At 66.8% G+C, this 20,058-nt stretch carries 21 protein-coding genes; 4 read left to right on the top strand and 17 right to left on the bottom strand.

The window, feature by feature from the left end; all coding sequences use genetic code 11:
• The first annotated feature begins 116 nt into the window (after positions 1 to 116).
• Together ACTHQX_RS09435 and ACTHQX_RS09430 are read left to right on the top strand one after the other, a co-directional pair.
• Positions 117 to 503 (top strand): hypothetical protein, encoded by a 387-nt coding sequence (locus ACTHQX_RS09435; protein ID WP_440157101.1) that lies wholly within the window; start codon positions 117 to 119, stop codon positions 501 to 503.
• Between the two features lie 2 nt (positions 504 to 505).
• A complete protein-coding gene (locus tag ACTHQX_RS09430) occupies positions 506 to 1,072 on the top strand; it encodes a hypothetical protein (RefSeq protein WP_440157099.1) in 567 nt (188 codons plus the stop codon).
• 29 nt (positions 1,073 to 1,101) lie between these two features.
• On the opposite strand, the gene ACTHQX_RS09425 is transcribed toward ACTHQX_RS09430, so the two are convergent.
• Both ACTHQX_RS09425 and ACTHQX_RS09420 read right to left on the bottom strand, forming a co-directional pair.
• Complete coding sequence (locus ACTHQX_RS09425) at positions 1,102 to 1,464, bottom strand: zf-TFIIB domain-containing protein (RefSeq protein WP_440157097.1); 363 nt, start codon at positions 1,462 to 1,464, stop codon at positions 1,102 to 1,104.
• A gap of 37 nt (positions 1,465 to 1,501) precedes the next feature.
• Positions 1,502 to 2,128: an FMN reductase gene (locus ACTHQX_RS09420; protein ID WP_440157095.1), complete on the bottom strand. Its 627-nt coding sequence runs from the start codon at positions 2,126 to 2,128 to the stop codon at positions 1,502 to 1,504.
• A 108-nt stretch (positions 2,129 to 2,236) separates the two neighbouring features.
• Between ACTHQX_RS09420 and ACTHQX_RS09415 the strand changes: the two genes are divergently transcribed.
• Entirely contained in the window at positions 2,237 to 2,659 is a 423-nt protein-coding gene (locus ACTHQX_RS09415) for a DUF1801 domain-containing protein (RefSeq protein WP_440157093.1), read from the top strand.
• A gap of 121 nt (positions 2,660 to 2,780) precedes the next feature.
• Here ACTHQX_RS09415 and rplI read toward each other — a convergent pair whose 3' ends face one another.
• The 4 genes from rplI to rpsF form a co-directional block, all read right to left on the bottom strand.
• Positions 2,781 to 3,233 (bottom strand): 50S ribosomal protein L9, encoded by a 453-nt coding sequence (gene rplI, locus ACTHQX_RS09410; protein ID WP_236805912.1) that lies wholly within the window; start codon positions 3,231 to 3,233, stop codon positions 2,781 to 2,783.
• Positions 3,234 to 3,251: 18 nt separating this feature from the next.
• Positions 3,252 to 3,491 (bottom strand): 30S ribosomal protein S18, encoded by a 240-nt coding sequence (gene rpsR, locus ACTHQX_RS09405; RefSeq protein ID WP_003800144.1) that lies wholly within the window; start codon positions 3,489 to 3,491, stop codon positions 3,252 to 3,254.
• A gap of 130 nt (positions 3,492 to 3,621) precedes the next feature.
• A complete protein-coding gene (locus ACTHQX_RS09400; RefSeq protein ID WP_102972563.1) occupies positions 3,622 to 4,203 on the bottom strand; it encodes a single-stranded DNA-binding protein in 582 nt (193 codons plus the stop codon).
• A gap of 55 nt (positions 4,204 to 4,258) precedes the next feature.
• Positions 4,259 to 4,564 (bottom strand): 30S ribosomal protein S6, encoded by a 306-nt coding sequence (gene rpsF, locus ACTHQX_RS09395; RefSeq protein ID WP_190602856.1) that lies wholly within the window; start codon positions 4,562 to 4,564, stop codon positions 4,259 to 4,261.
• Positions 4,565 to 4,846: 282 nt separating this feature from the next.
• Between rpsF and ACTHQX_RS09390 the strand changes: the two genes are divergently transcribed.
• Positions 4,847 to 5,182, top strand: coding sequence for a YnfA family protein (locus tag ACTHQX_RS09390; RefSeq protein WP_440157090.1), 336 nt, complete (start codon positions 4,847 to 4,849; stop codon positions 5,180 to 5,182).
• Between the two features lie 85 nt (positions 5,183 to 5,267).
• On the opposite strand, the gene ACTHQX_RS09385 is transcribed toward ACTHQX_RS09390, so the two are convergent.
• From ACTHQX_RS09385 to ACTHQX_RS09335, 11 genes are all read right to left on the bottom strand, one after another.
• Positions 5,268 to 6,698 carry an amino acid permease gene (locus ACTHQX_RS09385; RefSeq protein ID WP_395400270.1) on the bottom strand — a complete coding sequence of 477 codons (1,431 nt, stop codon included), beginning with the start codon at positions 6,696 to 6,698 and terminating at the stop codon, positions 5,268 to 5,270.
• Positions 6,699 to 6,941: 243 nt separating this feature from the next.
• Positions 6,942 to 8,279: a M18 family aminopeptidase gene (locus ACTHQX_RS09380; RefSeq protein WP_440157088.1), complete on the bottom strand. Its 1,338-nt coding sequence runs from the start codon at positions 8,277 to 8,279 to the stop codon at positions 6,942 to 6,944.
• A 21-nt stretch (positions 8,280 to 8,300) separates the two neighbouring features.
• On the bottom strand, positions 8,301 to 9,224 hold the full coding sequence (locus ACTHQX_RS09375; RefSeq protein WP_440157086.1) for an intradiol ring-cleavage dioxygenase: 924 nt from the start codon (positions 9,222 to 9,224) through the stop codon (positions 8,301 to 8,303).
• 83 nt (positions 9,225 to 9,307) lie between these two features.
• On the bottom strand, positions 9,308 to 10,036 hold the full coding sequence (locus ACTHQX_RS09370; RefSeq protein WP_440157084.1) for a response regulator: 729 nt from the start codon (positions 10,034 to 10,036) through the stop codon (positions 9,308 to 9,310).
• A 62-nt stretch (positions 10,037 to 10,098) separates the two neighbouring features.
• Positions 10,099 to 11,478: a sensor histidine kinase gene (locus ACTHQX_RS09365; RefSeq protein WP_440157082.1), complete on the bottom strand. Its 1,380-nt coding sequence runs from the start codon at positions 11,476 to 11,478 to the stop codon at positions 10,099 to 10,101.
• 20 nt (positions 11,479 to 11,498) lie between these two features.
• Positions 11,499 to 12,377 carry an ABC transporter permease gene (locus tag ACTHQX_RS09360; protein WP_236805918.1) on the bottom strand — a complete coding sequence of 293 codons (879 nt, stop codon included), beginning with the start codon at positions 12,375 to 12,377 and terminating at the stop codon, positions 11,499 to 11,501.
• A gap of 4 nt (positions 12,378 to 12,381) precedes the next feature.
• Positions 12,382 to 13,326 (bottom strand): ABC transporter ATP-binding protein, encoded by a 945-nt coding sequence (locus ACTHQX_RS09355; RefSeq protein WP_440157080.1) that lies wholly within the window; start codon positions 13,324 to 13,326, stop codon positions 12,382 to 12,384.
• Positions 13,327 to 13,470: 144 nt separating this feature from the next.
• Positions 13,471 to 14,973 carry a bifunctional phosphatase PAP2/diacylglycerol kinase family protein gene (locus ACTHQX_RS09350; RefSeq protein ID WP_440157078.1) on the bottom strand — a complete coding sequence of 501 codons (1,503 nt, stop codon included), beginning with the start codon at positions 14,971 to 14,973 and terminating at the stop codon, positions 13,471 to 13,473.
• Positions 14,974 to 15,036: 63 nt separating this feature from the next.
• Complete coding sequence (locus tag ACTHQX_RS09345) at positions 15,037 to 16,233, bottom strand: MFS transporter (RefSeq protein WP_440157076.1); 1,197 nt, start codon at positions 16,231 to 16,233, stop codon at positions 15,037 to 15,039.
• Between the two features lie 29 nt (positions 16,234 to 16,262).
• Entirely contained in the window at positions 16,263 to 17,945 is a 1,683-nt protein-coding gene (locus tag ACTHQX_RS09340) for an ABC-F family ATP-binding cassette domain-containing protein (RefSeq protein ID WP_440157074.1), read from the bottom strand.
• A gap of 117 nt (positions 17,946 to 18,062) precedes the next feature.
• On the bottom strand, positions 18,063 to 20,048 hold the full coding sequence (locus ACTHQX_RS09335) for a penicillin-binding transpeptidase domain-containing protein (RefSeq protein WP_440157072.1): 1,986 nt from the start codon (positions 20,046 to 20,048) through the stop codon (positions 18,063 to 18,065).
• Positions 20,049 to 20,058: the final 10 nt, after the last annotated feature.

Genomic DNA, 20,058 nt, shown 5'->3' with positions numbered 1-20,058 from the left:
CGGATCTGGCGTTAAGCTCTAGGTATGGGCGACGTTCTGACAGTCTTGGTTCCTGCCCTTATCCTCGCCGCAACCCTCTGGGCTCTCGCAACGGCATTGAAGCCGCGTGATGGGGCATGTCCGACGCGGACCGCTACCAGCTGGATCTGGCAAGGCGTTCCCAGGCCCACTATGCGGCCCAGGTTCAGGCAGCCATGACGGCCCGGGCACGCTTGGAGGCTGCGGCCCTGCCCAGCCAGAACCGGCAACAGCAGATTCAGCAGCATGACCATCGCCAGACACTTCCGCTTGGACACCCCGCCCAGGATCCCGGCCATCATGCTGACTACCCGCACGGCTCCTACCCTGCGGCACTGGCGACCGGGGCCACGCTGAACCCGGAGCTGGCGCTGCAGCTGCAGGCATTGGTGCGCAACGGTCAGAAGCTCCAGGCCATAAGGCTTCTGCGCCAGGCCACCCACTCCAACCTTTTGACCGCCAAGCAATATGTAGATCGGCTGTAACCATGGAATCGCTCCTGATCCCCTTCCTGATCCTCGTGGCCGTTGCTGTGGCCGTGGCCCTCACAGCCCGTGCGCTGGGCCACCGCCGGCGCACTGCCAGGGAGCCGGCCAAACCGCCTGTGGAGTCCGCAGAGCTGGCAAGGGAAGCGGCAGCCAAGCTGTCCGAGGATGAACACCGGCGGCTGTACGCGCTCATCGCCCAGGGCCAGGCCATGGCTGCGATCAAGCTGTACTACGAGGTATCAGGGCAGGGACTGCGCGCATCACGGGACGCAGTGGCGGCGCTGGCAGCCCACCCGCAGCCTTTCCAGTCACCGGCCCAGGAACCCAGCGAACCCGAGGACGACGACGAGCCACCGCAGCGGTTCCCGTACAGGTACCGGGCCATAGCCAGCAAAGGCGATGTCACCCGGGAGGTCAGCAGCAACATGCTCAATGACGAGATCTACGGCCGCATCCGCACACTCGCCAAGAGCGGCAATACCGAAGCAGCTGCCAATGCGCTGACCCGGCATTCCGACATCACGCTGAAACAGGCGCGCGAATTTATCGCCCTGCTGGACGACTAACTACCGCCGGCTGCCCGGCCGGGCGCTACTCAGAAGTCGAACAGGTCGCCCAGCCAGCCTTCCTTCTTCTTGTGCCGGCGGCGGTCATAGTCGCGGTCGTAGCCCTTGCCGTAGTTCCGGTCGTCGTAGCGCGGATGGTCCCGCCGCGGCTCGTCACGCCGTGGTTCATAGTTGCGGTACAGCGGCGGAGGCGCCATGCCAGGCGCAGGTGACGCAGGTGCAGGGGGAACGGGCGCCGCTGGTGCCGCCGGCGCCCCGGTGTTGACGCGGTCGATGATTTTGTCCAGTTCGCCGCGGTCCAGCCACACACCCCGGCACTGCGGGCAGTAGTCGATTTCCACGCCGCTGCGTTCGCTCATGACCAGGTCTGAAGAATCAATGGGACATTTCATGCCCGGCACAACGAGCAGGTGCTGTGATTAGTTCGCGTTACTGGCCGGCTGAGATCCCGGCCAGCAGCTGTTCAAAGGGCAGCGACTCCAGCAGGGCCGGTTTGCGGCCCGGCTGGCCCCCCTCCAGGAGACGGCTGAACTCGGCCGCGGCCCGTTCGATCCGCACCGAAAGTGGAGTGCCGCCGTCATCCGTGTTTCCCCAGTCCTGGGGCCCGGCGAAGACGGCCGTGGCGGCCGTCCGCGTGCGGAGGTAGCTAAAGAGCGGGCGCATGGCGTGGTCGAGGACCATCTGGTGACGGTCCGTTCCGCCGGTGGCCCCCAGGAGGGCCGCTTTGCCGTCCAGTGATTTGGGGTCCAGGACGTCGATGAACGACTTGAACAACCCGCTGTAGGACGCACTGAACACCGGTGAGACCGCAATGATGCCGTCAGAGGCCTCGACGCCGGCGATCACCTCTGCCAGCCGGGGCGGGGCAAAACCCGTGACGAAGTTGTTGGCAATGTCCACAGCCAGATCGCGGAGCTCCACGACGTCGATGACCACCTCGTAGCCGGCGGCAGCCAGCTCCCGTGTGGCGGCGGCGGCCAGCTGGTCGGCCAGCAGACGGCTCGACGACGGCACTCCCAGTCCGGCGGACAGAACAGTGATGCGGCGGGTCTCCATGGCGGTCTCCTCTGTTTGGCGCTATATATGCATTTGCATCTATCCGCTCAACCGGACAGGTCCGCCTTTTATTCCGCCACCCCGTCGGCCGCCCAGTACACTGCGTCCATGGCGGAAAACAAGACACAGGTGACCGGGGTTTCTGCGGACGAGTTCATCGCTGCTGTGGAGCACCCGGTGCGCCTGCAGGACGCCCTGCGGCTGCGTACCCTCATGGCAGAACTGACGGGCCAGGAACCTGAGATGTGGGGCCCCACCATCGTCGGATTCGGCAGGGTGCACTACAAGTACGCCACCGGGCGCGAAGGGGACACCGCAGCGGTGGGGTTCTCGCCCCGCAAGGCCAGCCTCTCGCTCTACGGCCTGACAAATGCGCCGGAGTCGGCCATGCTCCTCGAGCGTCTGGGCAAGCACAAGACCGGCGCCGGCTGCCTCTATGTCAACAAGCTGGCCGACGTCGACGAAGCCGTGCTTGCCGAGCTGATCAGCCTCGGCTACCGCTACTGCACCACGGTCCTGCACCAGGAATAGGCAGCCGGCACAAACCGCCGGAAATGACGAAGCCCCCGCCGTCGGGTTCCCGGAGGAATCCGACGGCGGGGGCCGTCAGCAGTTCAGGACTGCGTAGTAGATCCGGCAAATGCCGGACCTGCTACTTGCCTGCGACTACGTCGAGTTCGATCACAGCGGCAACGTCGTCGTGCAGACGGACGTTGGCCTGGTAGGAACCGACCGACTTGATGTGAGCCGGCAGTTCAACCTTGCGCTTGTCGATGCGGCCAAGGCCTGCGGCCTCAACAGCGTCGGCGACGTCGGCCTGCTTGACCGTGCCGAACAGGCGGCCGCTTTCGCCGGCCTTGACAACCAGCTTGACCGGCTTGGCGGACAGAGCGGCGGCCTGCTTCTGAGCATCTTCCAGGGAAGCGTGCTCGCGGGCGACGCGGGCAGCCTTGATGGACTCAACCTGCTTCTCGCCACCCTTCGACCAGGTCAGGGCGAAACCGCGGGGCAGCAGGTAGTTACGTGCGTAACCGTCCTTGACCTCGACAACGTCGCCAGCAGCACCGAGACCGGTTACTTCGTGGGTCAGAATGAGCTTTGCCATGTTAGTTAATCCCTTTCCTTAGCCCCGGCCAGCGCCGGAGTAGGGCAGCAGGGCAACTTCGCGGGCGTTCTTGATTGCCTGGGCGATCTTGCGCTGCTCCTGCACCGTAACGCCAGTGACGCGGCGGGCGCGGATCTTTCCGCGGTCGGAGATGAACTTGCGCAGCAATGCTACGTCCTTGTAGTCGATGACAGTGATGTCAGCGGCCTTCAAGGGGTTGGACTTTGGTTTGGGCTTACGGAGTTCAGCCTTAGCCATCGTGGAGCTCCTATTCTAGGGAGCCCGTGAATCGTGATCCACGGGATGGTGGTGGTCCGACCGCGGCGTGCACAGAACGTGCCATATGGAACGCTCTGGCGGATGCTGCGCCGGACCTTTGTTGTGTTTTTTAGAAGGGAGGTTCGGAATCCGGGCCGTTGCCCCAGCCGCCGCCCGCATTGCTGACTCCGGGCGTGGCCCAGGGGTCTTCCTGCGCTGCGGGCTGCTGGTTGCCGCCCCAGTTTCCTCCGGTGTTGCCGCCCTGGTTTCCACCCTGGCCGCCACCGAATCCACCGCCACCGAATCCGCCGCTGTTGCCGCCGCCGAAACCGCCCTGGCCGCCGGAGCGCTGGGTGCGGTTGACCTTGGCATTGGCGTAACGCAGGCTCGGGCCGATTTCGTCGACTTCGAGCTCGATAACGGTGCGCTTCTCGCCTTCTTTTGTTTCGTAGGAACGGCTCTTCAGGCGGCCGGAAACAATCACGCGGGTGCCCTTGGTGAGGGACTCGGCGACATTCTCCGCTGCCTCGCGCCAGACCGAAGCGCGGAGGAACAGGGTTTCCCCGTCCTTCCACTCATTGGACTGGCGGTCGAAGGTGCGAGGCGTGGACGCGATGGTGAAGTTCGCTACTGCCGAACCTGACGGTGTGAACCTCAGTTCGGGGTCATTGGTGAGATTACCGATGACCGTAATAGTGGTTTCGCCTGCCATCTACTGCCTCCTTGTTCGTTCCTGCGGTGTAAAGAATGAAAATTGGTAGCTGAAATTACTCAGCAACAACCTTCTGCTCTTCGGGGCGGGTGATCTTGGTGCGCATGATGGTCTCGTTGAGACTCAGCTGGCGGTCAAGTTCCTTGGCGGTAGCCGGCGTCGAGGTGAAGTTCACCACGGCGTAGATACCCTCGGACTTCTTCTTGATGTCGTAAGCCAGACGGCGACGGCCCCAGATGTCAACCTTTTCGATGGTTCCACCATCGTTGGTGATGACGTTCAGGAACTTCTGAAGCGACGGCTCTACGGTACGCTCTTCGACCTCGGGGTCGATGATTACCATCAATTCGTAAGGACGCATATGTGAACCCACCTCCTTTGGGCTAAGCGGTTACGGTATTTCCGTAACAGGAGGTTCATTTGCGATGCCGTGCACGCCCGCGGCCGAAAAAGGACCAGGGCGCAGCACAGACTTCACTATCTTAGTGCACCCGGGAGGGTTTCCGCGATTCGGACAGTTCCAAGGCTATGGGCCTGGCCGGCTGGCCCGGAACTGCCGGTCCGGCTATGTGGAAAACCGAGGCGTCGGAACGGGTCATACGGCCGGGGCGGTGGACAACACCCGGCCCGGAATACTGGAGCCATGACGATTCTGAAATCCGTGCTCCTTTTCACCCTGGCCGCCGTGGCGGAGATCGGCGGAGCCTGGCTGATCTGGCAGGCCGTGCGCGAGGACAAGGCGTGGTGGTGGGCCGGACTCGGAATCGTGGCGCTGGGGTTCTACGGCTTTGTGGCAGCCTTCCAGCCGGATGCCCATTTCGGCCGGGTCCTGGCGGCGTACGGCGGGGTCTTCATCGTCGGCTCCCTGGTGTGGGGCATGCTTCTGGACGGCTTCCGGCCCGACCGCTGGGACCTCATCGGGGCGGCCGTCTGCCTCGTCGGCGTCGCCGTCATCATGTTCGCCCCCAGGCAGGGCTGACAAAACAAAAACATCCGCCCGGTCAGGCCATAATCGGCCAACCGGGCGGATGGTTCTTCAGAGTGCGCAGAGTGCGGGGGCGTGCCTACGACGCCGGGCCGGACCCCACGCCTGCGTCCGCGGTTTCGGCGGACGTCTCGGAGGCTGCGGGCACCCCGGCCCGGCCCGGACCGCCCTTGCGGTAGCGCCACACACCGATGCCGACCACCACGGCGGCCAAGGCCACGGAGAGCAGGAGCGACTCGCGGGTGGAATCAAGGATCACCATGCCGATGATTAGCGCCACGATGCTGCCGATCGCCAGCCAGGTGAGGTAGGGGAAGAACCACATCTTCAGCGACAGGTCCTTGGCTGCGGCCCCCATCCGGCGGCGCAGCACCAGCTGAGACGCGGCAATGACCAGCCAGACAAACAGCGCGATGGCACCGGAGGTGTTCACCAGGAACAGGAAGACCGTGTCCGGGGCGATGTAGTTCAATCCCACGGTGATGAAGCCGACCACGGTGGAGGCCAGCACCGCTGCGGCGGGCACGCCGCGCTTGGAGATGCGGGTCCAGGACTTCGGGGCGTCGCCGCGCTGCGAGAGCGAGAACAGCATGCGGCTGGCCGTGTAGAGGCCCGAGTTCAGGCAGGACAGCACCGAGGTCAGCACCACGACGTCCATGATGGTGCCCGCGCCGGGGATGCCGAACAGCTCGATGACCGCGACGTACGGGCTCTTGGCCACGTTCGCGGAGTTCCAGGGGAGCAGCGTGACAACAATCGCGATGGAGCCAATGTAGAAGACGAGGATGCGCCAAACCGTGGACTTCACGGCCTTCTTGACCGCTTCAACCGGGTTTTCGGATTCACCGGCTGCGATCGTGGCGATCTCAGCACCGAAGAACGCGAAGACCACCACGAGGATGCCGGCCAGGACGGCTCCCGGACCGTTGGGCAGGAAACCCCCGTTGCCCGTCAGGTTGCTCAGGCCGGGCGCCGGAACGCCCGGAACCAGGCCGAGGATCGCTGCCACGCCGAAAAGGAGGAACAGGATGATGGCGGTGACCTTGATGGAGGCAAACCAGAACTCGAACTCCCCGTAGGACTTCACCGAGCCCAGGTTGGTCAGCGTGAGCAGGACCATGAGCGCCAGGGCCCAGACCCACTGGTCGATGCCGGGCACCCAGCGGTGCATGATCGCGGCACCGGCCGTTGCTTCAATGCCCAGCACGATGATCCAGAACCACGCGTAGAGCCAGCCGATGCTGAAGCCGGCCCAGCGGCCCAGTGCCTTGTCCGCGTACGTGGAGAAGGATCCGGTTTCGGGGTTCGCCGCGGCCATCTCGCCAAGCATCCGCATGACGAGGATGACCACGATGCCTGCGGCCATATAGGCCAGCAGGATGCCGGGACCGGCCTGCTGGATGGCCGCGCCGGAGCCGACGAACAGGCCGGCGCCGATGACACCGGCAATGGCGATCATCGACAGGTGCCGGGGCTTTAGGGACTTCGACAGTTGTTGGTCAGCGTGCATGGCTGCGCCATCCTCGTTTTGATTGCAGGTTTTGGGGCGGTGGCCGGGCGGCGAAGGCTGAGGCTGTGCCGGGGACCACACTGTGCGTTTCACACTAAGGGAGCCGGGGGCTGATCCGGGCTGTGCAAGGTTACAGTTTACGGCACCCCAAAACAGGCACACTTCCAGCCATGCAGCTCAGAAGGCATCAAAGGTTGCCTGAACGGCACTTTTGTAACCGGGCTGAAATCTGCCACGTGTGCACTAGGCCTGCGCCGCGGCCCCAAAGAACAGCTCAGTCACCCGGGCAAGGCGGTGCGGATCTTCCACGCCGCAAAGCTCCCGGGCCGAGTGCATTGAGAGCAGGGGGACGCCCACGTCCACGGTCCTGATGCCCAGCCGGGTGGCTGTCAGCGGGCCGATGGTGGAACCGCACGGCATCACGTTGTTGGACACAAACTCCTGGTAGGGAATCCCCGCCTCGCCGCACAGCCGCGCCCAGAGCGCAGCCCCGGCAGCGTCGGTGGCGTACCGCTGGTTGGCGTTGATCTTCAGCAGTGGCCCGCCGTTGAGGACAGGGCGGTTGACGGGGTCATGCCGTTCGGCATAGTTGGGATGGACGGCGTGGCCAGCGTCGGCGGAAATACAGAACGACGCCGCGAACGCCTGCCGGCGCTGGCTCGCCGAAGCGCCCAGCCCGTCGGAGATCCGGACCAGAATGTCTTCGAGCACCGGCCCGGAGGCCCCGGACCGGGACGCCGAGCCGATTTCTTCGTGGTCGAAGGCCGCGAGCACCGCAATCGGTGCGGTTCCCGCGGAAGCCTGCGCGCCGCCGTCGGAAGCGTCAGCGTGCGCGATGAGCGCCGTGATCCCTGCGTGCGTAGCGGAAAGGTTGTCCAGGCGTCCGGAGGCGAAGAACTCACTCCTGACCCCGAAAACCGCGGGCGGCTGCGTGTCCGCGATGACGACGTCGTACCCTCCGATCCGCGCAGGATCAACCTCTTCAGTGCCCCCACCGGACACCCGCTCGGCCAGCACCGCCAGCAGGTCCTCCCCGCCAGGATCGCCGAGCCCGAACACCGGGTTCATGTGCTGCTGCTTGTCGAGGGTGAGGCCTTCATTCACCGCCCGGTCCAGGTGGATGGCCAGCTGCGGAAAGCGCAGCAGCGGGCCGGTGGCCGTCAGGTGCTGCGTGCCGTCGAGCATCACGAGCCGCCCGGCCAGCTGCAGTTCTCGGTCCAGCCACGAGTTCAGCAGCGGTCCGCCGTAAACCTCGACGCCGGCCTGGAGCCAGCCGAGGCGGCCAGTGGTCGGCTTGGGCTTGAGCTTGAACGACGGCGAATCCGTATGGGCGCCGAGGATGTTGAAGCCGGTGGTGGGCCCCGCATCCCCGGGCGTGACCCAGGCGATGAGCGCACCGTCCCGGATGACGTAGAACTTTCCTGCCGTGGCGGCCCAGGGCTCCAGCTCGTCCAGGCCGGTGAAGCCCGCCTGCGCCAGGCGCCGGGCGCCTTCGTGGGCGGCATGGAAGCTCGACGGCGAGGCGCTGACGTAGTCGCCCAGGTCCCGGATGTGCTCTGCGGCGGAGGAATGGAGAGGCATGGCTCCGAGTCTAGCGCCGCCCTAGATGGTGACGTTGAGCCCTGCCGTGTACCCGCCGGAGACGGCACCGGACATGGTGGCCAGCTGGTAGATGCCGCCGTCCCCGCCGAACACGTTGTCCGACTGCAGTGTGGTGTTGGGGAAGTTCCGGGCGCTGGTTTCGTAGCCCGCGGAGGCGTAGACCTCCCGGCAGGCGGCGTCGGTCAGGGCGATCTGCGAAACGGCAAGCACCTGCCCGGCGGCCGTGGCGTTGTTCATGGACTTGAACACCTCGAAGTGGATGTGCGGCCAGCGGCCGTTGTAGGCGCCCGGGTAAATGGTCTTGAACGTGACCTGGCCGCTGGAGTCCGCTTCCTGCACGCCGCGCAGGAAGTTCTCGTTCTCCACGCCCGAATCGTAGAGCGAGTACCTTCCCTCCCTGTCGCAGTGCCAGGCATAGACGGCCGCACCCGCCAGCGGGACGCAGCCGTTGGCGTTGTCGAGCAGGGTCAGCGTGACGGTCAGCGGCACACCGTCCGCTTTCGTGCCGGACGTGCCGAAGCTTGAGGTGATGTCCTGCCGGACCACACCGGAGGCTTCCAGGACGTTCGGTCCGTTGGATCCGTCGCCGGGGAAGGGGCCCGCCGTCTCCTGGGGGATCTCCACGCCGCACTCGGCGATCGCCCGCGTCACTGTGGGGGAAGCGGAAGCCGAGCCGGCAGCGGAAGCCGACGACGGCGACCCCGCCTGCGATCCCGGCGGCGACCCCGCCTGTGATCCCGAGGGTCCGGACGACCCTCCGGGCGTGCACGCCGCCAGCGCGGCGGCCGTGCCAGCGCCGAGGAACAGGCCCATCGAACGGCGCGACATCAGCGTGGAGAGATCGAACTCGAGGCCGCGGTCGTGGTTGGGATGCGGCTTGTGCCGGGACTGCTGTTCCTCGGGCGTGCGGGGTGCGGTTGTCATGGCACCATCCAACTCCAGCGGGCTATGGCCTGCATAGGGCCTCCCTGTGCGGACGCTGTGCCTGTTTCGCCGAGGGGCCCGTTTCAGTAGTCGGGATTGCTCGGGGTCACCAGGCCCGTTTCGTACGCGTACACCACGGCCTGGACGCGGTCGCGGAGGTGCAGCTTGGTCAGGATCCGGCGCACGTGGGTCTTCACGGTGGCCTCGGACAGGAAATAGCGGTGTGCGATCTCCGCATTGGACAGCCCCTCGGACATCGCCTCCAGCATCTCGGTTTCCCGGGGCGTCAGGTCCTCCAGCAGCGGGTCGCGCGGAGCAGGTGCCGCGGCCTGCGGGGCCGCCGTGCCCGGACCATCCGACGCGGCCGCAGGTCCGGCACCGCGGACGTACGTCTCAAGAAGCCGCTGGGTGACGCGCGGCGCCACCACGGCATCCCCGCTCGCCACCACCCGCACGGCCTGGACCAGTTCAGCGGGTGCCACATCCTTGAGCAGAAACGCCGAGGCGCCGGCCTGGAGCCCGGCGAACGCGTACTCGTCCAGGTCGAAGGTGGTCAGGATGATGATCCTGGCACGCGCGCCTGAACGGGTGATGGCACGGGTCGCCTCGATCCCGTCGAGGGTGGGCATCCGGACGTCCATGAGCACAACGTCGGGATCGAGGCGGCCCACCTGGCGGACGGCGTCGGCCCCGTCCGAGGCCTCACCCACCACCTCAAGGCCGTCCTCACCCTCCAGGATGAGCCGGAAACCCATCCGCAGCAACGGCTGGTCGTCCGCCAGCAGGACCCGGAGGCGTCCGGACTCGTTCATTTGTTCCCCCATGTAGCCGTTCCCCATGTTGCCGTTTTCCAAGTTGCCGTCCCGCCTGCCAGTCAGCGTGCTGCCGGCGTTGTGCCGGTGTGCATGTTGGTGCCGGTCTGCATGTTGTTGCCGTTCAGCACGGCGCCGTTGAGTGCCAGGACAGCCCGCACGCGCCAGCCACCGCCGGCGGCCGGGCCTGCCTCCACCGTACCGCCGTAGATTCCGGCCCGTTCCTTCATCCCCGTCAGGCCCTGTCCTGTCCCGACCGATGCGGCCGCAGGACCGCCCCCCGGGCTGCCCCCGCCGGGGGTGGCGGCGTCAACGGTGCCCCGGCCGTCGTCGAGCACTTCAATGGTGACAGTGGAATCCTCGCGCACCACGAGCACGTCCACCCGGCTCAGTGCCCGGCCGTATCGCAGCACATTGGTCAGCGATTCCTGCACGATCCGGTACACGGTCAGCTGCAAGGCCACATCCTCCGGGAGTGCCGGGCCGGTGTGCGAGTAATGCACCGGAAGCCCCGCGGCCCGGAAGCCGTCCAGCAGCTTCCCGAAGCTGGCGCCGTCGGCGAGCGGCTCACGGGGCGCGTGGCTGCCGGTCGCCTCATCCCGCAGGACCCCAAGCACCCGGCGCATGTCCGCCAGGGCGGTGCGTCCCGTCCGGGACAGTTCCGCCAGGACCTCCGCAGCGCGTTCCGGATCCCTTCGAACCACGACGGCGGCGCCGTCGGACAGGGCCACCATGACAGTCAGCGAGTGGGCCACGACGTCGTGCATCTCCCGGGCAATCCTGTTGCGCTCGTCGACAGAGCCCAGGCGGGCGGCCTGGGCGGCCCACGCTGCAGTTTCCTGCTCGTGCTCCCGCCGCTGCCGGACGGAGATGCCGATTCCGGTGGCGATGATGTTGGAGAATACGATGCTGGTGCCCGCCGCAATGCTGGTCACGAGGCGGAACTCCTCGGGCGAGGAGGGAGTTCTGGGCAGTTCCCGCTCGAGCGGCCCCGCCGCGGCCAGGAAGTACAGCATTGCCAGCGGCACAGAGGCCACGGCCATCGTGACCAGGGCAAAGCGGCGCGCGTGCACCACGGCCACGGCGTAGAGCGAGAACCACAGCCCTGCCGACACGTTGGATCCCCACGGATGAAGCAGGGTCACACCAACTTCGGCCAACGCGATGAACACCACCACGGCCACCGGGCGCCGGCGCCGCAGGAACAGGGACAGCGCAACGGTGGCGAGCAGCCCGATCGCTGCCCACCTGCCCGCATTTACGGCGTCAATGACGGTTGGAACGACCAGCACCGCATAGCAGGCCACGACCACGGCATCCATGACGCGCGGACGCCGGTACAGGTAGCGCCGGACCCGGCCCCGCCGTCGGGCAGCAAGCTCGGCAAAGGACGCGTCAGCCCGGGTGGTTGGCGCGTCCTTCACCGGAACGGCATTCATCATGGGCAGAAACCTCGGTGCGGCTAGACGTCCCGTTTCTTCAGCAGGATCATGGCCAGGACCACGGGCACTACCACCCAGCCGCCCAGTACAAGGGCCGCCTGCCAGACTTCGAGCGTGTCCGGAACGTGCTCCACGGCCGTCAGCGGGTTGATCGTGTTGCCGGGAAGGTACTTGCGGGCCTCCTCGAAGAAGTCACCCGGAATGAGCTGGAACGCGATCGGTGCCACGAAGAACAGGCCCACGAGGGACATGATGCCGCCTGCTGAGTTCCGGAGCAGAGTGCCGAGTGCCATGCCGATTGCGGCCACCGCGGCCACGTAGGCGCTGGTGACGAGAAGCAGCTTGACGGACTGCGAGCTGGCGAGGTCGAGCTTGAGGTCGAAGTTGCCCAGGATCGGCACCGCCACCAGGCCGGCAATGTAGGTGGACACCGCCGTCAGGACAAAGGCGCTGACGACCACCACCACGAGCTTGGCGACGAACGCCGGCAGCCTCTTGGGTACGGCAGCGAAGGTGGAGCGGGCCATGCCGGTGGTGAACTCCGAGCTCATCAGCAGGACGCCCAAGGAGCCTAGGATCAGCTGCGCGAAGGATACGCCGGAGGTGGGCACCGTGACGGCGAGGTCGCCGCCCTGTGCCGCGATCGCGGCAGCCGCTTCGGGGTCGGAGGCGGCCTGGTCCGCGAACTGGCCGGTTCCCCAGGCGGACAGGGCGCCAAAGCCAACCATGACGACGGCCGTCGAAGCGAGCAGGATGATGGTGGACAGGAGCGTGCGGAACTTGATGAACTCCGAATTCAGGACGCGGAAGAAGCTTGGACCGGGCCCCGGGCCAGCTGCGTTGCGAGTGGCGGCGCGGCCGGGGCCGGCGGCGGGCTGGGTGGAAATCGAGGTGCTCATGGCGTCAGTTGCCTCCGGACTGGGCGGGAACCGGGGCCCCCGTGGTGATCAGCGAGTGGTATTCGACCTCGTCCTTGGTCAGCTCCATGTAGGCCTCTTCGAGGCTCGCTTGGAGCGGGGTGAGTTCGTAGATCAGAACCTGGTTGTCCAGGGCGCTCCGGGCAATCTGACGCGGGTCCAGGCCCGTGACCTCAAGGAGCTCGTGGTCCTGCAGCTCCACCGAGACCCCGGTTCCGGCGAGGACCTGCATGAGCCTGTCGGGCTGGTCCGAGCGCACCCGTGTCCGGCTGTGGCCCTTGCCGGTGATGATGTCCTTGATGGGAGCGTCGGCGATGATCTTTCCGCGGCCGATCACGATCAGATGGTCGGCGGTCAGGGCCATCTCGCTCATCAGGTGGCTGGACAGGAACACCGTGCGCCCCTCGGAGGCCAGGTACTTGACCAGGTTGCGCACCCAGACGACGCCTTCCGGGTCGAGGCCGTTGACGGGTTCGTCCAGGATGATGGTCTGCGGGTCGCCCAGGAGCGCGGCGGCGATGCCCAGCCGCTGGCCCATGCCAAGGGAGAAGCCCTTGACCTTTTTCCGGGCCACGTCCGCGAGGCCCGTCATATCAATGACCTCGTGCACCCGCTTCCGCGGGATGCTGTGCGTGGCGGCCATGGCCAGCAGGTGGTTATACGCTGAGCGGCTGGTGTGGACGGCCTTGGCGTCGAGCAGCGCTCCGATTTCGCGCAGCGGTGCCGCGTGCCGGGCGAACGGGACACCGTTGACAGTGACGGTTCCCGCCGTCGGGGTGTCCAGGCCCATGATCATGCGCATGGTGGTGGACTTTCCGGCCCCATTGGGTCCCAGGAAGCCGGTGACCTGGCCGGCTTGGACGGTGAACCTGACGCCGCCGACGGCGGTTTTGTCGCCGTAGACCTTTGTCAGGCCTTCTGCCTCAATCATGGAAGCTTTCCTTTGCATAGCTGCTGGCGTACTGTCTGGTGTGCACGTTCCACGCTACCTAGGCCGCCTGCCGAATTCGCCGGTCTCAGGGATGATTCAGGGGCCAATCAGGGTTTCCGGGCGTCATCCGGTGGGATGAGGCGCTCAGCGGTCTTCCCCGGGTGAGTAGTAACACAGGGCGGCCCGCTTCAGGGTGAACTCGGCGGCCCGGACCCCGGGCATGGCTTCACCGTCCACCGCAAGCACCATGGGGGCGGTGCCGCACTCCACGCGGACTCGGGTGGCCTCGGCGAGGTGTGTGATCCGGGAGGTCGCCACCGTACCGGTCAGCACGGACCACAGCATGCGCAGCCGGGCGAATGACTCGTCGGCAGTCATCATCCTGACGTCGAGCACGCCGTCGTCCAGCACCGGCCGGACGAGCGGGGCGTGGTCCCGCGGGTAGTAGCGGCCCCGGCCCAGGTACATGATCCAGAGCCTGTGCCGGACACCGTTGACGATCAGTGTGATCGGCTTCTCCGCGGCGAAGGTCCGGAACATCGCAACGACGCCGGCGAGGGGCTTCCCCAGGGCGGGCTGCAGCTGTTCGCGGCGCCGCACCAAATTCGGGTACAGCCCGATGCTCGCGGTGTTGAGCATGATGAGCTCCACCTTTTCCGGATCGTCCGCCAGTCCGCGTTCCACGGCGACGGCGCCCACGTCAGCCAGCGCCGCTTCGCCGCTTTCCGCTGCAGCTACCGCCTCCACCAGGGAGGGCGTGCCGACGTCACGGGCGAAGTGGTTGAGGGTTCCACCGGCCAGCACCAGCAACGGAAGATCATGCTCGACGGCGGCTGCCGCGGCGGTGCCCACAGTTCCGTCCCCGCCCCACACTCCGAGCGCCCGGATGCCCGGAACGGTTGCTGCCTCCGCCATCCGGTGGGCAACGTCGTCCTCGGGCGCCATGAGAGTTATATGCGCAGACGGGAATACCTCTTGCAGCGCTGCTGCGGTTTCCTCGGTAAAGGACCCGCCGAGGGTGTTCACAGCGATGCTCAGCCCCTCCCCGTTCGGGAGTCTGGCCGCCTCAACCCGACGCCTCGAGGTGGCAGGCATGGGCGGCCGCACCGGCCACCATTTCCTCGTCACAAGAGCTGCGCCGGCTCCGATCGCGGAACCAAACAGCACATCCGATGGCCAGTGGGCTCCTGTATGCACTCTGGAGTATGCGACGCCTGCGGCCACGGGGGCCACGAGGGCTCCGAGCACCGGCTGCACCATTCCGGTGCCCAAGGCGAACGCCACCGCTGAAGCCGAGTGGCCTGACGGCATGGAGGAACTGGTGGGCTGGGGATGAACGAAGCGAAAGACCGGCAAATGCTCAGGCAGGGGCCGGGCGCGCGGAAGCAGTGTTTTGAAGACGAGGTTCGTCACGGCGGAGGCAACACCCTGTGCCAGCAAGCCGTGAACTGCGGCGCGCCTGGTGCGTCCCGGAATGGCAGCGGCCACGGCCGCTACGCCAAACCAGAGCTTTCCCTTGTTGGCCGAAGCCGAGAGCCGCCGGAAAAATGTGTCATGGTGCCCGCCGGGAAGGCCGGAGACGGCCCGCATCATCGTGCGGTCGAGGACAGCGACCCAGCCGGGCCCGCGGCGCAGCATTCGTCGCATTTCCCCACCCTACCGCCCGGTACAGCGGTGTGTTCGCGCCACCGCCGATTTCTTTCCGGAAGATCATTCCCTGACCGGAAGGGGCTTGGCGGCGCCGGCGAGCAGCAGGGCGAGCAGGATGGGAACACCGATGGCCAGCAATGCCAGGCGGATTCCGGTCAGGTCCCCGAGGTAGCCCAGCAGCGGGGGACCGGCCAGGAAGGCGACGTAGCCAATGGTGGACACCACCGACACCCTGGCCGCCGCGTGCCGGGGATCGTCCGCGGCGGCCGACATCCCCATCGGAAACGCCAAGGCGGCCCCAACTCCCCACAGAGCAGCGCCAACAGCAGCCAGCCAGAGGTTTCCGGCGAACACGAACAGGCATAGGCCGGCCGCGGCGGCAGCCATGCTTCCCCGGAGCACTGCCACCCGGCCGTACTTGTCGATGACGGTGCCGCCGAAGAAGCGCATGGCGGTCATGGCCAGCACGAAGAGTGCGAAAAGCAGGGCGCCGGTGGACTCGGGGGTCCCCAGGCCGTCCACGGAGGCCTTTGCGATCCAGTCGTTGCCTGCCCCCTCGGTCAGGGTGGCACCGAGGACCACCACGCCTATCAGCAGGGTGCGGCCGTCCCGCCAAGCCGAGGGCCCGCGGGCCACCTTGGCTTCGCCGTCGGCGGGCTGTTCAGGGGCGGTGTGGGGGAGGAAGTAGCGGGGGACAACGAACGTCAGCACGGCTACCGAGACGGCGATGACCAGCAGGTGCTGCGGCAGGCCAACCCCCAGACCGGACAGGCCTGCGCCGATCAGGGCACCCAGGAAGGCTCCGCCGCTGAAGGCCGCGTGGAACTTGGGCATGACCGTCTTGCGGAGCCGGTGCTCGACGTCGGCCCCCTCAACGTTTTGGGACACGTCCCACAGCCCGATGCCGATGCCGAAGAAGAAGAGCGAGGCGGCGGTTCCGGGCACCGACTCAGCGAGCAGTGACGCGGCGATTCCAACGCCTGCCAGCGCCGCCAGGAAGCCGCTGGCCCGGACGGTGTTAGCGGTGCCGATCCGGTTGATGACGTGACCGGCGGTGGGAAGCGCAATCAGCGAGCCGACGGCGGTGCACAGCAGAAGGGTCCCCATCTGGCCCGACGAGATGTGCAGGATCTCCGTGACGGCCGGGATGCGGGCTGCCCAGCTCGCAAAGACCAGGCCGTTGGCACCGAAGATGATGAACGTTGCCAGGGCGGCGGCGGAGACCTGCCGGCCGGCGAGCTGCTGGGTTGAGGTCATTCGACAACTCTAGCCAACCACCAACGCTCTTAGCGGGCGCGCTCCACCCGCTTCTCGTCCCAGACGGGTTCGGCGGACTCGTACACCTTGCCGTCGGAGCCGAAGACCAGGAAACGGTCAAAGGTGCGCGCGAACCAGCGGTCGTGGGTGACGGCAAGGACCGTGCCCTCGAAGTGGTCGATGGCCCGCTCCAGCGCCTCGGCCGAATGCAGGTCGAGGTTGTCGGTGGGCTCGTCCAGCAGGAGCAGCGTGGCACCGGAGAGCTGCAGCAGCAGGATCTGGAAACGCGCCTGCTGGCCGCCGGAGAGGGATTCGTATTTCTGTTCCGACTGCCCGGCGAGGCCGTAGCCATCCAAGGCACCGGCGGCGGCTTCGCGGCCCAGGCCGGAACGGTGCTCGTCGCCGCGATGCAGGATTTCGAGCAGGGTGCGGTTCATCAGGTCGGGCCGGACGTGGGTCTGCGCGAAGAACCCGGGACGGATACGGGCGCCAAGCTTCACGGTGCCCTCGTGGGGCACCTCGGCGATTTCGACGTCGGACACCGGCAGGTGTTCCCGCTCCGGGTCCGTGCCGCCGGTGGCGAGCAGCCGCAGGAAGTGCGACTTGCCGGAGCCGTTGGAGCCCAGCACGCCCACCCGGTCCCCGAACCAGATCTCGGTGGAGAAGGCCCTCATGAGGCCGGTCAGCTCCAGCTTTTCGGCGACGATGGCGCGCTTGGCGGTGCGGCCGCCCTTGAGCCTCATCTGGACGTTCTGCTCGATGGGCAGGGCTTCGGGCGGGCCGACCTCAAGGAACTTGGCCAGGCGGGTCTGGGCTGCGTGGTAGCGGTTGGCCATGTCCGAGCGGAAGGCGGCCTTGTTCTTGTACATGTTGACGAGTTCCTTGAGCTTTGCGTGCTCCTCGTCCCAGCGCTTCCGCAGCTCCTCGAATCGCGCGTTACGGTCCGCCCGTGCCTCGACGTAGGACCCGAAACCACCGCCGTGGATCCAGGCCCCGGCCCCGTTGATGCCGGGTTCAAGCGTGACGATGCGGCCGGCGGCGTTGTTCAGCAGCTCCCGGTCGTGGCTGATGAAGAAGACTGTCTTCTTCGATTCGTTGAGCTTGTCCTCGAGCCAGCGCTTTCCCGGGACGTCGAGGTAGTTGTCCGGTTCGTCGAGGAGCAGGAGTTCATCGGGGCCGGCAAAGAGGGCCTCCAGCACCAGGCGCTTCTGCTCGCCGCCGGACAGCGTGGACGCGCGGCGGTGCTGCGCGCGATCAAAGGGCAGGCCCAGAGCGGCCATGCACACCTCGTCCCAGACGGTTTCGACGTCGTACCCGCCGGCGTCTCCCCAGTCGACGATCGCCTGGGCGTACCGCATCTGGGTGGGCTCGTCGTCGTGCTCCATCATGGCCAGCTCCGCCTCATCCACGGCGCGGGCGGCGTCCGCCAGCGCCGGCGGTGCGGCAGATAGGAGGAGGTCGCGGACTGTGGAGTCGTCCCGGACCTGCCCCACGAACTGACGCATGATGCCCATGTTTCCGGAGCGGCCGATCACGCCTTCGTCCGGGGTCAGGTCCCCGGAGATGATGCGGAACAGGGTGGTTTTTCCCGTGCCGTTGGGACCGATGAGCGCCGTCTTGGTGCCATCCGGGACCTTGAAGGTCACCCCGTTGAGCAGCTGGGTGCCATCGGAGAGGAAGTAGTCAATGCCGGAAACGTCAATATGGGCCACCGGGCAATTCTCCCACGCCCCGCCCGCCGGAGTTTTTGTCCAGATATCGTGCCCAAAAGGGCCCTAAAGTCGCGACAAGTGGACAAAAACTCCGGCTGGAGGTGGATGCGCGAAGCGTCAGCCGGCGGCGGTCAGGAACTCCTTCAGCAGCGGGCCGGAGGTGGTGGCGCCGAGGCCGCCGTCCTCAACGAAAACGGCAACCGCCAAGTCCCCGTGCACGGCGATGATCCAGGCGTGCGTCTTGGGCGGGTTGTCGTTGCCGAACTCAGCGGTTCCCGTTTTGGCGCCCACGGGTTCGCCGGGGACCTCGGCCAGGAACCCGGCGTGGCCGGAAGTCACCACCGCCCGCATCATGTCTGCGAGGGCCGCGGCCTCGGCTTTGGTGACGGGCGTCTGGGCGGTCTTGGCCGGGGCTTCAGCTGTGACGGTCGACGACGGGGCGGAACCTTCCGGGGTCGGCGCCGGGCTGGCCGACGACGTTGCCGGAGCCGTCTCCTCCACCAAGACCGGGGACACGGGCGAGCCCTTGGCCACCGAGCCTGCCATCACGGCTGCTGACAGCGGTGACATCAGCACCCGGCCCTGGCCGATCATTGCTGCCGCGTGTTCGGTACCCTCAGCCTCGCCGGGAACTGAGCCAAGGAACGCCTCGGCGCCCAGCTTGGGAGCCTCCACGGCTACCCCGAGTGAGGTGGCGGCCGACTCGAGCTGGGCCTGGGTGACCTTGTCCCGGGCGGCAATGAAGGCGGTGTTGCAGGAGTGTGCGAAGGCGTCACGCAGGGTCACGGATCCGAGGGAGTCCTTGGGATAGCCCTCGGCGTTCTTGAATTTCCTGCCGTCGACGGTGAGCGTGGGCGTGCATTCAACGGTGGAATCGGGGGTGAACCCGTTTCGCATCATTGCGAGGGAGTCCACCACCTTGAAGGTGGATCCCGGCGCGTACTGGCCGAGCATGGCGGTGTTGTAGCCGTTGCTTCCGGGTCCGGATGCGGCGGCCAGAACCGCTCCCGTGGACGGCCGGATCGCCACGATGGCGGACGCCGGCTTGATGTCGGCCAGGGTGTCCTCGGCGAGCTGCTGCAGCTTCGTGTCGAGGGTGGTCTGCAACGGCGTGCCGGGAACGCCCTGCACCTCAAAGACGGTGCGCCTGGGGTCCGTGGGTGCGGCCTGGATCTCTTCCCGGGTCAGATCGGCGCGCTGCACCCGGACGACGGTGCCGTCCGTGCCGCGGAGCTGGGCGTCGTACTGCTGCTGGAGTCCGCCGGTGCCGATCACGTCACCGGCGGTCAGGGTCCCGTTGGACTTTTCAATCTGCTCGGCGCTGGCTTCGCCTACCGTGCCGAGGACAGCCCGGGCGAAGTTCCGTGTCGGTGCGAGCGGCAGTTCGTCCGGGATGGCCCGGCCCCCCGGAATCGCTTCGATCTCGGCATCGGTCACGGCGCGGTCGCTGGTGTTGCGCAGGGTGATGGCCGGAACGAACGCTTCCGCGCCGGACGCCTCCACCTGCTGCACGTAGGCCGCGGGATCCACGCCCACCAGCTTGGCGAGCTTGGTGGCGGAATCCGCGGCATCGGCGCCGGCCAGCTGTGGCTTGTCAATGCCAACTTTGACCACCGGGCGCAACGTCACGAGCTTCTGGTTGCCGGCACCGAGAATGTCGGCGCGCGGAGACGACTGAGTGGCCTTGCTGAGAATCTCCCCTTCGGCCAGGTTGGGGACGAGTAGCCCGGGCGACCAGACGGTAAGCCACTTGTCCCCGGATTTCCGCAGGTCGGCTGAGACGGTGTACTTCCATTCGCCGGTGGAAATCTTCCAGCTGTAGTTCAGCGGGATGTGGGCGGTGTCCCCGTCGAGCGTCAGCTCGCCCGCTTCGACGGAGGGCTTGGCCGGTGCCAGCGCCTTGAAGACCTGGTTGAGCTGGTCGTTGGCCACCGCCGAGTCGCGGCCGTCGAAGGCCACCGGGCGGAGGTCCAGGCCGGCGACGGCGGAGGCTAGCTGCTTCGCAGCTGCTTCTGCGCCGCCGCGGCCGTCGTCGCAGGCCGCCAGTGAGCCGCTGAGTATGAGACCAGCAAGGACAAGTGAAAGTTTTTTAGTGTTCCCCACCGCGTTATTA

This window comes from Arthrobacter sp. SAFR-023, assembly GCF_051965295.1.
Taxonomy (GTDB): domain Bacteria; phylum Actinomycetota; class Actinomycetes; order Actinomycetales; family Micrococcaceae; genus Arthrobacter.
This window is presented reverse-complemented; position numbering and strand designations above follow the sequence as displayed.